Origin of the sequence: uncultured Polaribacter sp. (assembly GCF_947503875.1) — a bacterium.
Classification (GTDB): Bacteria; Bacteroidota; Bacteroidia; order Flavobacteriales; family Flavobacteriaceae; genus Polaribacter.
Window position 1 is genome coordinate 205,222 of the sequence record NZ_CANNFH010000001.1, and the last position, 15,426, is coordinate 220,647.

At 30.7% G+C, this 15,426-nt stretch carries 12 protein-coding genes; 9 read left to right on the forward strand and 3 right to left on the reverse strand.

Going from position 1 to position 15,426, the window contains the following annotated elements; translation table 11 throughout:
• Positions 1–8: 8 nt before the first annotated feature.
• A complete protein-coding gene (locus Q0684_RS00920; RefSeq protein WP_299012164.1) occupies positions 9–377 on the forward strand; it encodes an MmcQ/YjbR family DNA-binding protein in 369 nt (122 codons plus the stop codon).
• Here Q0684_RS00920 and Q0684_RS00925 read toward each other — a convergent pair.
• On the reverse strand, positions 372–1,211 hold the full coding sequence (locus Q0684_RS00925; RefSeq protein ID WP_299012165.1) for an AraC family transcriptional regulator: 840 nt from the start codon (positions 1,209–1,211) through the stop codon (positions 372–374). The two genes, Q0684_RS00920 and Q0684_RS00925, sit on opposite strands and share 6 nt — an antisense overlap.
• A 254-nt stretch (positions 1,212–1,465) precedes the next feature.
• On the opposite strand from Q0684_RS00925, the gene Q0684_RS00930 reads away from it, so the two are divergent.
• The 8 genes from Q0684_RS00930 to Q0684_RS00965 all read left to right on the forward strand — a co-directional run bounded on the left by Q0684_RS00930 (position 1,466) and on the right by Q0684_RS00965 (position 11,211).
• Positions 1,466–2,422 (forward strand): dihydrodipicolinate synthase family protein, encoded by a 957-nt coding sequence (locus Q0684_RS00930; RefSeq protein ID WP_299012166.1) that lies wholly within the window; start codon positions 1,466–1,468, stop codon positions 2,420–2,422.
• An 88-nt stretch (positions 2,423–2,510) separates the two neighbouring features.
• Positions 2,511–4,094 (forward strand): aldehyde dehydrogenase (NADP(+)), encoded by a 1,584-nt coding sequence (locus Q0684_RS00935; protein WP_299012167.1) that lies wholly within the window; start codon positions 2,511–2,513, stop codon positions 4,092–4,094.
• Between the two features lie 3 nt (positions 4,095–4,097).
• Positions 4,098–5,834: a DUF885 domain-containing protein gene (locus Q0684_RS00940; protein ID WP_299012168.1), complete on the forward strand. Its 1,737-nt coding sequence runs from the start codon at positions 4,098–4,100 to the stop codon at positions 5,832–5,834.
• A complete protein-coding gene (locus Q0684_RS00945) occupies positions 5,827–6,837 on the forward strand; it encodes a 4-hydroxyproline epimerase (RefSeq protein WP_299012169.1) in 1,011 nt (336 codons plus the stop codon). Before Q0684_RS00940 ends, Q0684_RS00945 begins: the two co-directional genes overlap by 8 nt.
• A 34-nt stretch (positions 6,838–6,871) precedes the next feature.
• A complete protein-coding gene (locus Q0684_RS00950) occupies positions 6,872–9,130 on the forward strand; it encodes a DPP IV N-terminal domain-containing protein (protein WP_299012170.1) in 2,259 nt (752 codons plus the stop codon).
• Entirely contained in the window at positions 9,127–9,387 is a 261-nt protein-coding gene (locus tag Q0684_RS00955) for a DUF3781 domain-containing protein (protein ID WP_299012171.1), read from the forward strand. The genes Q0684_RS00950 and Q0684_RS00955 overlap by 4 nt, the downstream gene beginning before the upstream one ends.
• Before the next feature lie 17 nt (positions 9,388–9,404).
• Positions 9,405–10,652 (forward strand): FAD-dependent oxidoreductase, encoded by a 1,248-nt coding sequence (locus Q0684_RS00960; RefSeq protein WP_299012172.1) that lies wholly within the window; start codon positions 9,405–9,407, stop codon positions 10,650–10,652.
• A gap of 10 nt (positions 10,653–10,662) precedes the next feature.
• Positions 10,663–11,211, forward strand: a complete 549-nt coding sequence (locus Q0684_RS00965) for a 5-formyltetrahydrofolate cyclo-ligase (RefSeq protein WP_299012173.1) — start codon at positions 10,663–10,665, stop codon at positions 11,209–11,211.
• A 7-nt stretch (positions 11,212–11,218) separates the two neighbouring features.
• Here the strand turns inward: Q0684_RS00965 and Q0684_RS00970 are convergent, their stop codons facing one another.
• Both Q0684_RS00970 and Q0684_RS00975 read right to left on the reverse strand, forming a co-directional pair.
• The gene (locus Q0684_RS00970; protein WP_299012174.1) at positions 11,219–14,488 is read right to left on the reverse strand and encodes an amidohydrolase family protein; all 3,270 of its coding nucleotides are present in this window, start codon (positions 14,486–14,488) and stop codon (positions 11,219–11,221) included.
• A 138-nt stretch (positions 14,489–14,626) separates the two neighbouring features.
• Positions 14,627–15,373 (reverse strand): peptidoglycan DD-metalloendopeptidase family protein, encoded by a 747-nt coding sequence (locus Q0684_RS00975; RefSeq protein WP_299012175.1) that lies wholly within the window; start codon positions 15,371–15,373, stop codon positions 14,627–14,629.
• Positions 15,374–15,426: the final 53 nt, after the last annotated feature.

Sequence of the window (15,426 nt, forward strand, 5' to 3'; positions counted from 1 at the left end):
TTTTAAAAATGAATATTGAAGAATTAAGAGATTTTTGCATCCAAAAAAAAGGAGCTACAGAACATTTTCCTTTTGATGAGGTAACATTGGTTTTTAAAGTGATGGGTAAAATGTTTGCTTTATCTAGTTTGCGTAAGTGGGAAAAAGGTGAAGAAAGTGTAAATTTAAAATGTAACCCAGAAAAAGCCATAGAATTACGAGACAATTACGAAGGTGTAAAACCCGGTTTTCATTCGAATAAAAAACATTGGAATACAGTTACAATAAATACTAGTGATGTTGCTGATGAGTTGGTTTTCGAACTTGTAAACCATTCTTATGATTTGGTGGTGAAGGGCTTAACTAAAAAACTGCAGAAAGAATTAGCAGCGTTATAATTTTCGAAAAGCTAAAGGTGTTATTTTTTTAACCTCTTTAAACTGTCTGTTAAAATTAGAAATATTATTAAAACCCACTTTATATGCAATTTCTGAAATAGAAAATTCTTCTTTAGATGTTAAAAACTGACAAGCATTTTCAATTCTTACCTCTGTTAAAAAACTAACAAATGTTTTATTAGTTCTTTTTTTAAAATATTTACAAAATGCATTTTTAGTCATATTTGCAACATTTGCAATTTCTTCTAAAGTTATTTTTTGATGTGCATTGTCAATAGTGTATTCAAAAATAGTGCGCATTCTTCTTCCTTCTATATCAGAAATGGTTTTATGATACACAAAATTAGAAAGCGCTTCATTTTGAGCAACGGTTATCAGTTTTAAAATTTTTAATAATAAAATAAAACGTTCTAATTTAGATGCTTTTTTAAGTTGCATAAAATGCTCAATAATTTTTACTTTCTTGTTTTTAATCCGTAAACCTTGTTCAGATTTTAAAAAAAATGAATTTATTTCTGCAAGTTCATTCAAGCCAAAAAACGCTTCACCAAAAGAAGATTTGGTAAAGAATAAGCTCAACATTTTAGATGATTTATTGGCACTTTTATCACTTTTAAAAGCATGAGGTAAATTGCTTCCAATTACAAAAATGTCATTTTCAGCATAACTAGAAATACGATCACCAACTAGCAAAGTTCCATTCCCTTTTTCAATAAAACTAATCTGAATTTCATTGTGCTGATGCAATTTGTCATAAAAAACCATTTCAATATCCTCTTGATAAATCAGGGCATTTTTTTCAGGTTTTGGTATTTTAAAGGGATAAACTTTCACTTGTACTTTTTTTAAAATGTCAGTTTTAGTGATTTCGATTTTTCATCGGAATTGTATCAAAAACTAATTTAGAAACTAATAATAGTTATCACAAATTCAACTTATGAAGCTGTAAGGTGTAAGGTATAATACAAAAATATTCAAAAATAAGTATTATACTGTAATAATGGATAATATAATATTAATAGTGATTAATTAATCATTATTTTAATAATTGTTAACTTTTTAATTTTACGAATATCAAAACCAAAATTATGAGTATACAATGGAATGGTGTAATGCCTGCTGTGTTTACATGGCTAAAAGAGTCAAAATCTGGCAATCTTGAAATTGACTTTAACGAGACACAAAAACAGGCAGCAGGTATTCTAAAAGCACAAGGAAAAGGAGGAAGTAGCATGAGTGGACTTGTTGGCTCTGGGACTCTAGGTGAAAATAGTTACCTAAGTTCTAAACAGCGTCTTTCTTTACTAAAATCACTTTCTGAAGTTTCTAAAGAATACAATGTTCCTTTGATAAGTGGAGCTGCAGCAGAAACTAAGGAAGAACTTGCTAAAATTGTTGAAGGTCTTGCAACAGTTGGAGTTGATACAGTTATGGTAATGCCACCAAAAACAAAGCAAGTTCCCACTGAAAAAGAAATGTATGAGTATTATGCACTTTCTGAAAAAACTGCAAAAGACGTAGGTGTAACAATTATGCCTTATAACAATCCTGATGCAGCAGGTTATCATGCGCTCTCAACTGATCTTCTTATGAGACTTTCTATACTTCCTAAAGTAACAGCTCTAAAAATATCTACTATAGATGTTTCAATTATTGAAACCCTGATGTTAGAAAACAAAGATTTAAAAGTTTTGGCAGGAGTAGACACAGTTACTGTGCATGCAGGACTTGCTGGAGCTTGTGGTGGAATTACAGGTGTTGGTTGTATCTTTCCAAAAGCAAGTGTTACTATGCAAGAGCATGTTTTAAATGGAGAATGGGCTGAGGCAAACAAAATTTCTCAGGCTTTAAATTCTTTATCATATCTAGATGCTCAGCCACTACTCTTAGAATATCTTAAACTTGCTATGGGAATTCATCAGAATGATGTTGCTGGAGGACTGCGTACTTTTGGTAAGAAATTAACGCAACAGCAAATTGATGATGTGCGTGCAAGATATATTTTAGCAAAAGAAAGACTAGAAGTTTTGGACTTAATAAGTTGATTCTTTCAATTACTCAAAGATGAGAAATCTTTGTTTTTATAGCAAATAGACTATAAGTTTGAAAAAAAAATAAAAAAAATAAGTAAAGATGATTACAGGAAAAAATTATATAGGAAATCAATTATCAGCAAAAGGGAGTAATACATTTACCACGTTTAATCCAGAATTAAACCTAGAAAATGAAACAGTTTTTACAGAAGCAACTTCACAAGAAATTGATGAAGCTGTAAATTTAGCAACAACTGCATTTAAAGAATTTAGAACTATTTCTGGAACAAAAAAAGCCGAATTTCTAAACACAATTGCAGACGAAATTTTAGCTTTAGATGATACATTAATAAAAACGTATTGTTTAGAAACAGGTTTGCCAGAAGGAAGAGCAAAAGGAGAAAGAGGAAGAACTGTTGGACAATTAAGAAGTTTTGCCAATTTAGTAGCAGAAGGTTCTTGGGTAGAAGCAACCATAGATATTGCACAACCTAATAGAGAACCCATGCCAAAATCGGATATTAGAAAAATGCTAATTCCATTAGGACCAGTGGTGGTTTTTGGAGCAAGTAATTTTCCTTTAGCCTATTCTACTGCTGGTGGAGATACTGCTGCAGCTTTGGCATCTGGTTGTCCTGTAATTGTAAAATCGCATCCAATGCATGCAGGTACAGGAGCATTAGTAGCATCTGCAATTGTAAAAGCAGCCCAAAAAACAGGAATGCCAAATGGCGTTTTTTCGAACTTAAATTCTAGTGGAATAGAAGTTGGGCAACAATTGGTAAAACATCCAAAAGTAAAAGCTGTAGGTTTTACAGGAAGTATAAAAGGAGGCAGAGCGTTATTAGATGCAGCAGCTAAAAGAGCAGAACCAATTCCTGTTTTTGCAGAAATGGGCAGTATAAATCCTGTAGTTATTTTACCAAAAGCTTTAGAAAATAGAAATCAAGAAATTGCAAAAACCTATGCAGGTTCTATTACTTTAGGAACTGGTCAGTTTTGTACAAATCCAGGTTTATTACTAGGTATTAAGAGTGATGCTTTAAGCTCTTTTGTAAATACATTGTCACAAGAAATTATGGATATTAACCCTTCTTGTATGTTGCATCCAAACATCAAAAAAGGGTACAATGCAAATAAAGAAAAAATAGTTTCTCAAAAAAATGTTGCTATTACAGCAAATTACGAATCTGAGCTGCAAGATAATTATGCAAATCAAGCAATTGTTTCTGTTAGTGGGAAATCGTTTTTGGAAAATCCAACTTTACATTTAGAAGTTTTTGGTCCATTTTCTATGGTTGTTCAGTGTGAAAATGAAGCTGAATTAGAAGAAGCAATTGCACATTTAGAAGGGCAATTAACAGGAACTGTAATTTCTGATGAAAATGAAATTGACAATTATGAATCTGTAATTGCAGCTTTGCAAAATAGAGTGGGAAGAATTATTTTTAACGGAGTTCCAACAGGCGTAGAAGTTTGTGAATCTATGGTGCATGGTGGTCCTTATCCTGCATCTACAGATAGTAGGTTTACAGCAGTTGGTATTAGTTCTATAAAACGTTGGGTAAGACCATTTAGTTATCAAGATTGGCCAAATAATTTGTTGCCTAAAGAGTTGCAAAATGAAAATCCAAACTCAATTTTTAGAACTGTGGAAGGAGAAAGAACTAAAAATAAAATTTAAAATATGAAGGTTTTAAAAGGATGTTTATTTCTATTGATAGCAATTTTTAGTTCTTGTAATAATGTAGGAGAAAAATGTGGTAATTCTTCAACTGAATTGGATGTCATTATTCAATCTTACCAAAACAGAGAATCTTTTGATAGAAATGAATATCCTTTAGGACTTTATACCAGAGAGCACTTCAAAGCAGAAGCAGCGTATGCAGAAAACCAGATGCAATATTTTGGTTGTGTTGTTTTTGAAGAACTTTCTGAAACTGAAAAAATTTCTTATCAATTATTAAAATTCGTTTTACAAGATAAAATCGATTATTACAAGTTTGAACAATTTTTAAACCCTTTGTTATCAGATTCTGGTTTTCATAGTAGTTTAAATTACCAAATAAGACCTTTAAATAATTACTGGGAAGTAAAAGAATATTTAAAAAAGTTGAATAGCTTACCAGAGTTTGTGAATCAGCATTTTGTAAATTTAAGAGAAGGTTTAGCAAAAGGCGTTTCGCAACCTAAAGTTATTTTTAAAGGATATGAATCTACATATAATGATCATATTGTAAATGATTTTACTAAAAGTCCGTTTTACAAACCATTTCAAAACTTACCACAAAGTTTAAGTAAAACTCAAAAAGATTCGGTTTTAAAAGTTGCAAAAATTTCAATTGAAAAAACGGTAGTTCCTCAATTCAGAAAGATTAAAACCTTTTTTGAAACAGAATATTTACCTAAAACAAGAACCTCTTTAGGTGTTTCAGAAACACCAAATGGTGCAGCTTATTATCAAAATAGAATTAATTTTTATACCACAAGTACACAATATACTGCAGATGACATTCATCAAATTGGTTTAAAAGAAGTTGCAAGAATTAAAGCAGAAATGCAGAAAATAATTAAAAACTTAAACTTTAAAGGTTCTTTTGCAGACTTTTTAAAATTCTTAAGAACAGATGAACAATTTTACGCAAAAACACCAAAAGAACTTATAATGATTGCCAGAGATATGGCAAAAAGAGCGGATGCACAATTGCCAAAATTCTTTAAAACATTACCAAGAAAACCTTATGGAGTTGCTCCTGTGCCAGATGCAATTGCTCCTAAATATACTGGAGGACGTTATATTGGCACATCAAAAGAAAGTACAGACCCAGGTTATTATTGGGTAAATACATACGATTTACCAAGCAGAACTTTATATACATTGCCTTCTTTAACAGTGCATGAAGCTTTTCCTGGACATCATTTGCAAGGAAGTTTAAATAACGAATTGGGAGATTCTATTCCGCAATTTAGACGTGATTTGTACTTATCTGCTTATGGAGAAGGTTGGGGTTTATATTCTGAATTTTTAGCAGACGAAATGGGAATGTACACCACACCTTATGAACAATTTGGGAAATTTACTTACGAAATGTGGCGTGCTTGCAGATTGGTAGTTGATACTGGAATTCACGCAAAAGGCTGGACAAGAGAACAAGTTGTAAAATATATGTCTGAAAACACTGCACTTTCTCTGCACGAAATAAATACAGAAACAGATAGATATATTTCTTGGCCAGGACAAGCACTATCCTATAAAATTGGTGAATTAAAAATACGCGAATTACGCAAAAAGGCAGAAACTGAGTTGAAAGAAAAATTCGATATTAGAGATTTTCACGAAGTAATTTTAGAACAAGGCACTGTTACTTTGGCAATTTTAGAAGAGCGAGTTTATACATATATAAACAAAATAAAAGATGAGTAAACACACTTTTGCTTGCATTGATGCGCATACTTGTGGAAACCCTGTAAGAGTTATAAAAAGTGGAGGTCCAGAATTGGTAGGCAAAACCATGAATGAAAAACGACTTCATTTTTTGAAAGAATATGATTGGATTAGAAAAGGTTTAATGTTTGAACCTAGAGGTCATGATATGATGAGTGGAAGTATTTTATATCCTCCACACAATCCAGAAAACGATTTTGCCATTTTATTTATAGAGACTTCTGGTTGTTTGCCAATGTGTGGTCATGGAACCATTGGTACAATTACAATTGCCATTGAAGAAGGTTTAATTTCGCCTAAGATTCCTGGAAAAATAAAAATGGAAGCGCCTGCAGGTTTGGTAGAAATTGAATATTCTTTGAAGAACAACAAAGTAGAATGGGTAAAACTAACCAATGTTAAAAGCTATTTAGCAGCAGAAAACTTAATAGTAGATTGCCCAGAATTGGGTGAAATTACTTTTGATGTAGCTTATGGAGGTAATTTTTATGCAATTATAGATCCACAAAAAAACTTTAGTGGAATTCAAGATTTTACATCCTCTAAAATTATTCAGTATTCACAAGTTGTAAGAGAAAGCATCAATAAAAAATACCCAAGTCAGTTTATACATCCAGAAAATGAAAGTATTAGAGATGTAACGCATTTATTGTGGACAGGAACCCCAATTAATGAAAACTCTGATGGAAGAAATGCGGTGTTTTATGGTGATAAAGCTATAGATAGAAGTCCTTGTGGTACAGGAACATCTGCAAGATTAGCACAATTATATGCAAAAGGAAAATTAAAAGTTGGAGATGAATTTGTGCATGAAAGTTTTATTGGAAGTACATTTATTGGCAAAGTAGAAAAAGAAACTATTATTGGAAATAAAAAAGCAATTGTACCAAGCATAAAAGGTTGGGCAAAAATATTTGGGCAAAATACAATTACTATAGATACAGAAGATGATCCCTATGCGTTGGGCTTTAGTGTAATTTGATTTGTAAAACTTTTAAATTTAAAAAATGAATTATTTGAAAAACATATTACTATTATTTTTTAGTTTTTTATTGATAAATTGTAGCGATACTAAAAAGAAAATAACCAAAGATAATTATGCTAATGCAATAGGCTTTTTATATGCTAATTATAATAATAAAAAAGTTTTTAATTTAAATACAAATGTAAATTGGTTTAAAGATCATTCAGGTTTTTGGTTTGTAGATTACAGTAAAAATAAAAAAGAATACAAAACTGTTGATTTTAAAAATCCAACTAAAGTTGAAGCATTATTTGATCATTCTAAATTAGCGAAATCTTTAAGCGAAATTTTAGAAGTTACAATTAAAGACAACGATTTATCATTAACAAACATTCAAAAAACAGAAGAAGAAATTTCATTTACGTTTAAGGATAAAAACTATAGTGTTCATTTATCTTCTTATAAAATTACTGAGAACCAAAAGGAAGATTTAAGAAAAACAAATGAACTTGAAAGTACTTCTCCAGATGGAAAATGGCTAGCTTTCACTAAAGATTATAATTTATTTATAAAATCTACTCAAACTAATAAAGAATACCAATTAAGTACTGCTGGAAAAAAAGGTTATGAATACGCTTCTTATTATGGTTGGTTTGACAAAATGTATGGCGAAAATGGAGAGAGACCAAAACGTTTTAGTTTAACTTGGTCTAAAGACTCTAAATATATAGCTACAACTATTGTAGATACTAGAAATGCAGAAAAAATGTATTTGTTAGATTGGAGTAAAGACGAGGTTTTTAAACCAGAATTAGTATCTTATTTTAGAGGTTCTCCTGGAGATGATAAAATGGTAATGGTTACACCTGTTTTTTATAATGTTGATAAAAAGAGAGAAGTAAAAACAACCTTACCAACTACAACTCACATCAATTCTTCTAGCATTCAATGGACAAATAAATCTGGGGTTTTATTGGCTACAAACAGACAAAGAGGCTTTAAAAAAGAAGAGGTAATTAAAATCAATTTAAATACTCTAAACCATAAAAGTTTAATCACAGAAAAATCAAAAACCAATGTAGAAAATTTTGACTACCAAATGATTAATGATGATTCACTTGTTTTTTATTCTGAAAGAAGTGGTTGGAGGCAATTGTATTTGTATGATTTTAAAACTGATAAAACTACAATGCTAACTAGCGATAATTATGTAGTTAATGACATTGTACATATAGATAAAAAAGAAGAAATTATTTACTATTTAGCTTCAGGAAAGGAAAAAGAGAGCAATCCTTATCATCAGCAATTATATAGTGTTAATTTTAAGGGTGATGAAAAATTATTAACTCCAGAAAATCTGCATCATCAAGTATCATTTTCTAATAATGGTAAGTATTTTGTTGATAATATGTCTAACATTCAGACTGAAACAAAAACCGTTTTAAGAAACACAAAAACAGGAGAAGTACTAACAACGTTAACAACAGCAAATATAGATTTGGTTGTAAATAAAGGTTGGGAAAAACCAACCGTATTTTCTTTAACTGCAAAAGACGAAGAAACAACTATTTATGGTGCTTTCTGGAAACCGACAAATTTTAATGCTTCTATTAAATATCCAATTATAGATGCAACCTATACAGGACCTCACACCCAAAGATTCCCAAAATCTTTTAACAATGCATTTTCTAATCAGGCACTTGCAGAATTAGGTTTTATTGTGGTTAGAATAGATGGATTAGGAACTGCAGGAAGATCTAAGAAATTTAGAGATTTCTCATATAAAAATATGGGAAATAATTTGGAAGATCATGTGCTGGCTATAAAATATTTAGCAAATAAATATTCTTTTATAGCGATTGATAAAGTTGGAATTTATGGACATTCTGCTGGAGGTTATGATACAGGAAGAGCATTATTAGCATTTCCAGATTTTTACAAAGTTGGTGTTGCAAGTTCTGCAGATCATGATTTTAGAATGGAAAAAGCTTGGTGGCCAGAAATGTACCAAGGTTGGCCTGTAGATTCAACCTATCATCAAATATCTAATATTACAAATGCACATAATTTAAAAGGAAAATTATTATTAGCTCATGGTGGTTTAGATGATAATGTAAATCCTTCTGCCACGTTTAAATTAGCAGAAGCATTAATTAAGGCAGATAAAGAGTTTGATTTGTTAATTCTACCAAGTCAAAGACATGGTTACACAGGTCTTTACAGAGATTATTTTATGAAAAAAAGGTGGAATTATTTTATTGAACATCTCTTAGGACAAGAACCAATCTGGGATTTTAATATGAATCTGTGAAATTAGAAAAACTCGAAATTTTAAAAAAACATTGTTATACACCATTAGTATATCAAAGAATCAATAAGAAATTAGGGGTTAATTTTTCTGTTAAAGAAATTGAACACTTTATCAAAAAAATAATCAAAGAAACTAACAAAAATAATTTCGAAAAAATAGGAAAGAATTTTTATGTTTCTAACACGAAATTTAATATTAAAATAACTGTAAATTCTAACACATTTAGAATTATTACAGTGGATAAATTAGTGAAATAATTATTTTAAACATTTACATGGCAAAAAGCGTAATTATTATTGGTGGTGGCATTATAGGTTTGTGCACTGCTTATTACCTTCAAAAAGAAGGGCATAAAGTTACTGTTATAGATAAATCTGATTTTTCTAGTGGAGCATCTTATGTAAATGCTGGTTATATTACACCAAGTCATATTATTTCTTTGGCTGCTCCAGGAATGATAAACAAAGGCATTAAATGGATGCTAAACTCTGCCAGTCCATTTTATGTGAAACCACGTTTAGATTTAGATTTTTTAAAATGGAGTTTTGCGTTTAAAAAATCGGCAACAAAATCTAAAGTAGAAAAATCTATTCCTGTAATTAAAGACATTAACCTGTTAAGTAGAGCGTTATATGCAGATTTAAAAGCTTCGGGAGATTTCGATTTTCATTATCAACAAAAAGGTCTAATGATGTATTATAAAACTGAAAAAGCTGGTGAAGAAGAATGGGAAACAGGTCAAAGAGCCATTAAAGAAGGTTTAAAAGTAAAAAATTTATCAAAAGAAGAAGTTCAGAAAATAGAAAAAAAAGTAAACTTAAATATTAAAGGAGGAGTTTACTATCACTCAGATGCGCACATGACACCAAATGAGTTTATGGCTCAAATAAAAACGTACTTAAAAAAGAACGGAGTTAGTATTTTAGAAAATGAAGAAGTTTTAGATATTTCTGTTTCTAATGAGAAAATAACTCAAATAAAAACAACCAATTTAAGTATAAAATCAGACGAATTTGTAATTGCAACTGGAGCTTGGTCGCAAAATTTAGCGAAGAAATTGGGTGTGAAAATTCCAATTCAAGCAGGAAAAGGATATAGCGTTAATATTAAAAATGAAACAAATATTACAATTCCTGCTATTTTATGTGAAGCAAAAGTTGCTGTAACTCCTATGAACGGATTTACACGTTTCGCTGGAACTATGGAAATTGGCGGAATTAACCACAAAATAAATCCTGTTAGAGTAGGGGCAATTGCCAATTCTGTAAAAGATTTTTATCCAGAAATTACACTTTCAAATAAAGAACAAGAAGCAGCACAATGTGGTTTAAGGCCTTGTTCTCCAGACGGATTGCCATTTATTGGTAAATCATCTAAATGCAATAATGTAACTTTTGCAACAGGGCATGCAATGATGGGTTGGAGTTTAGGGCCAGCAACTGGTAAATTAGTTTCTGAAATTATTTCTGATAAATCATCTTCTTTAAATTTATATCCTTTTTCTGTGGATAGATTTTCTTAATTTTATAACAATGATAAAATCTGAACTAAGAAAAATTTACAAGCAAAAACGCAACGATTTAACTTCTGATGAAATTCTAAAGTTTCAAGAAAACATCTATAATCAAATTTACGATTTAGATCTTTCTTCAATTAAAACCATTCATATTTTTTTATCGCTTCAAAAGTTTAAAGAAATAGATACCAAACCAATTATTAATTATTTCAGAAGTAAAAACATTAAAATTGTGGTTTCTAAAAGTGATTTTAAAAAGAATACTTTAACTCATTTTTATTTAGAAAAAGACACCCAAATAAAACGCAACAAATACGGAATTCCAGAACCTATAAATGCAATAAAAGTTTCTGAAGAGATACTAGATTTAGTTTTTGTGCCGCTTTTAATTTCTGATGAAAGTAATTATAGAGTAGGTTATGGCAAAGGTTTTTATGATCGTTTTCTATCAAATTGTAGAAAAGATTGTAAAAAAATCGGTTTAAATTTCTTTAAACCGATTGCTAAAATTAATGATTTAAATGTGTTTGATGTTACTTTAGATAAAGTAATTTATCCAAAATAATTGTTATTTATTCGTGACAACTGCATTTAGGTGTTAAAAAACTATTGGTATTCATGTCTACAGGAAAACCTTGATTGTAGCCATTTTGTTCAAAATAAAATTGGGTTCTTTTGGTATCATAATTTCCAATTTCATTCATGGTATTTACATCATATAAACGCCCATTTACCATCGTATAAATTACAGAATTAGAATTTTTAATATCTTCTAACGGATTTTTATCCATAATAATTAAATCGGCTAATTTTCCAATTTTTAAAGAGCCAATTTCATCAGCAGTACCTAGATATTCTGCTCCATTAATCGTTGCTGCTTTTAACGCTTCTAGATTACTTAATCCACCTTGCTGCAACATCCATAATTCCCAATGCGCTCCTAAACCTTGTAATTGTCCATGAGCACCTAAGTTTACTTTTACGCCTTCATTGGCTAGTGCAGTAACTGTTTCAGAACTTAAAATATGGCCATTTTTATATTCTTCTTCAGGTACCATAGTTCTGTGTCTAGAGCGTGTATCTACCACATATCTTGGTGTGTATTTTAAAAGTGTTTCATTTTCCCAAACATTCATTTTTTGATACCATTCAAATTCGCCATTCATTCCACCATAATTCACAATTAATGTAGGCGTGTAGCCTGTTTTACTGTTTTTCCATAGCGATAAAACATCCTTATAAACCGGATTTACAGGTATATTGTGTTCAATTCCTGTATGTCCATCAAAAATCATACTCATATTAGAGTAAAAATTAGAGCCACCTTCTGGTACTACATTTACTCTTTGTTCTCTTGCAGCTTGCATAATTTGTTGGCGCTGCTCTCTTCTAGGTTGGTTGTAACTTTTAATAGATCTTGCACCAAAAGCTTTGGTTCTTGCAATAGCAAAACGAGCATCTTTTAAATTGTTTACAACAGCTTTAAAATCGCCTTCTGCACCATATAATATAAAACCGGTAGAAAACAATCTTGGACCTACTAATTGTCCGCTTTTTTGCAATTCTTCTAGTGTAAAAGCAGCAGCAGTATGCACAGAAGGATCATGAGAAGTAGTAACTCCAAAAGCTAAATTTGCGTAAAATTGCCAATGTTTTTGTGTGCTTAATCCGTTTCTAAAAGCACCAACATGTGCATGCACGTCTACAATACCAGGCATAATTGTTTTGCCTTTTAAGTCGTATATTTTTGTGCCAGCAGGAATAACAACTTTTCTTCTTTTGCCTAATTGTTCAATTTTGTTTTTATGAATAACAATGGTACCATCTTCTATAACTTCATCATCTTCCATAGTAATAATTCTAACGTTTTTAAAGGCAATTCTTCCTTCAGGAACATCTGCTTTATAAACCAAATTAATTTTAGTAGAAATGCTTTCTGCTGCATCCAAATTAGTTTTGGCAAAAGGATCTGTACTATTATTGATTATTGTTTTTGAAAAATATTCATCGCCTAAAGTCCAAAAAACTTGTTTGTTGTTTTTAGACCAATGCAAGTTAATTCCTGCGTTTTCAGACAAACTTTCTACCTTAAAAGATTTTGTTTTTTGATCTAAATTTATTTCGCTACCATTTAAAACAAATGGTGCAATATATAATTTGTGAAGATGGATAAAAGCAATCCAATTGTTATCTGGACTAGGAACTAATCTATTGGCAAGTTTTGATGAAAAATGACTTCTTTCATTTTCTCCATCTAAATCAATACTTTTTAAGTGTTTTGTTAATCCGCCAAAAAACGCGCCACCCGTTTGAAAGAAAATTCTTTTATTATCTGCAGAAAACATTGGGAATTCTCCTGTTTTAGCAATTCTTTTTGGCGATGTTCCGTCTGAATTTACAATATAAATTCCTGTTTTTTTGGTAAAATCGTATCCTTGATCTCCATTTCCAGCTTCTTTTCTGTAGACAATTTTTCTATTGGATGCATCGTATTTTGGCGTTCTGTAAATTCCTTTTTCATTTGTGATTTTTACCAAACCAGAACCATCTAAATTTACTTTGTAAATAGCGCCCAATTCTTCATCATTCCAAGTAACAAACAAAACCGAATTTCCATCTGCAGAAAAGCTTGGTTCAGCTTCAAAATTGGTTAAATTTGTAATTCTAATAGGTGTTCCATTAGGTAATTCTTTCTTATAAATATGCCCTAATGAAGTAAAAACAATTGTTTTTCCATCTGGAGTAGTTTGTACATCTTTAATCATTTTTGAAGAAAATTGATTTTCAAAAACTTTACGTTTTACACGGTGTGTTTTGGCTAATTTAATTTCTTGATTTACTTGAAAAGGAATACGTGTAACTTTTTTCGTGTCGATATTTATGCGATTGATTTTTCCTTGAGACCAAAAAACAATGTCTTTGTTATTAGGCAACCATGTAAAGTGAGGATATACCCCAAAAACCGCCCAAGCTTCACTTTGGTCTTTGCTTAGGTTTTCATAAATTGGGTATTCTCTACCTGTTTCTAGTTCGTGAATGTATAAAACCGATTTTGTTCTTACACGTTTTACAAAGGCTAGTAATTTACCATCTTTAGATACTGCAGGTCTTGCTGCACCTCCAGGACCACCTGTAATTTGCTCTGTTTCTCCGGTTTTAAAATTATAACGCTTAATTACATAAATCTGTTTGTTTGGATCTTTATTGTATTGAAAAAAACCACCAGGATACATGTCTTCTGCATAATATAAATAGTTACCATCAGCAGAAATAGAAGGATCATTTACATCTTGTTGATCGTTTTTTCGTTTGGTTAATTGCAAACCAGCTGTTCCAGAAATAGGATATTGCCACATTTCTCCAGCGCCAACAGAACGTGTTGAGGTGTAGTGTTTTCTGGCTACCAAAGATTTTCCATCTGGTGTCCAAACTGCATTGTTTAAAAGGCGGTACTTTTTTTTTGTAATTGATTTTGCATTTTTACCATCGGCAGTCATCACCCAAATATTATTGCCACCTTCAGCATCACTTGTAAAAGAAATGTATTTTCCATTAGGACTAAATCTGGGTTGTACTTCATAAGCCAAACCACTGCGTAAAACAGTTGTTGTTCCTCCAGAAATGGGCATTTTATAAATATTACCGAGTAAATCAAAAACAATGGTTTTACCATCTGGAGAAACATCTAAATTCATCCAAGTACCTTCATCTGTTTCTAACTGAAAAGTGTTATATAACCACGTTTCATGTGGATTGTTAACATCCCAATTTTTTGCTTTTTTTTGACCACTTATTTGTAAAGTAAAAGCAATAATGAATATTAAAAATATATTTTTAAACATAAGATTCTCTTATTTGAAATTTTTGTTATGATAAATGTAGGGATTCTATTTTACTTCTATTTCATAAAATATTTAAGATTATACTTTTCGTTAGCTTTTTTATATGATTTTATGTTTTTTAGGCACAATTAACCCTTCCTATTGAAACAGCAAGTTTGGGTTAGGACAAATGGTTTTCCAAATATCAACTTCACTTTCAAAAGCAACTCCAGGAAAATCGTTTTTAAAATCTAATAGATCTAGCATTACTTGAAAATGCAAATGTGTTGCCCAGTCTCCGTTTTCTTTAGCATTGGCTAAAATTGCAATTTGTTGGTCTTTTTTAATAAAATCGCCTATTTTGTGTTGAAAAACACTAGCAATTGTATTGTGTCCGTATAAAGTATAAAAATTAAAGTTTGCTAAAGTATGTTTTAGAATAATTACGCCACCATAACCTTTGTGCTCATTATTGTTATCAATTCCAACAACTTCACCATCTAAAATTGCATGAACAGGTGTGTTTTCTGGCAACCAAAAATCTACACCCAAATGAGTGTTTCTTCGATCTGTTTTGCCGTTAATTTCTCTAACATATAAATCTGATGTGTAAAGCGCACGCTTTTCTAAATAACCGCCAGTAATTATTTTATTGGGTACTTGTTTTTGTAATGCCTCTATTTTTGTTTGAAAAAACGGAATATTATTAAATTCTTCAATTCCGCCAATAAAATTAGTAGTTGTGCTTAAATCAATATGATGCATTTCTTCTTTTTTAATAGTTGGGAATAAGGTTTTTAATGAAAATGTATTTTTAGAAGACCATTCTAAAAAAGCCTCAAAATTCGGGTGCTTTACAAAACCATATTTGTTTTTAAAGTCTTGATGTGCCTTTGGTAATTTCATAAATTAAAAATAATATAATCTTTACAAATTGCACTTTTTACAAATGTTATTCT

Coding starts and splice junctions, on each gene's coding strand:
- Q0684_RS00945 (WP_299012169.1), top strand. CDS start 5,827: ATGAGTAAACACACTTTTGCTTGCATTGATGCGCATACTTGTGGAAAC.
- Q0684_RS00965 (WP_299012173.1), top strand. CDS start 10,663: ATGATAAAATCTGAACTAAGAAAAATTTACAAGCAAAAACGCAACGAT.
- Q0684_RS00940 (WP_299012168.1), top strand. CDS start 4,098: ATGAAGGTTTTAAAAGGATGTTTATTTCTATTGATAGCAATTTTTAGT.
- Q0684_RS00920 (WP_299012164.1), top strand. CDS start 9: ATGAATATTGAAGAATTAAGAGATTTTTGCATCCAAAAAAAAGGAGCT.
- Q0684_RS00970 (WP_299012174.1), bottom strand. CDS start 14,488: ATGTTTAAAAATATATTTTTAATATTCATTATTGCTTTTACTTTACAA.
- Q0684_RS00975 (WP_299012175.1), bottom strand. CDS start 15,373: ATGAAATTACCAAAGGCACATCAAGACTTTAAAAACAAATATGGTTTT.
- Q0684_RS00960 (WP_299012172.1), top strand. CDS start 9,405: ATGGCAAAAAGCGTAATTATTATTGGTGGTGGCATTATAGGTTTGTGC.
- Q0684_RS00935 (WP_299012167.1), top strand. CDS start 2,511: ATGATTACAGGAAAAAATTATATAGGAAATCAATTATCAGCAAAAGGG.
- Q0684_RS00930 (WP_299012166.1), top strand. CDS start 1,466: ATGAGTATACAATGGAATGGTGTAATGCCTGCTGTGTTTACATGGCTA.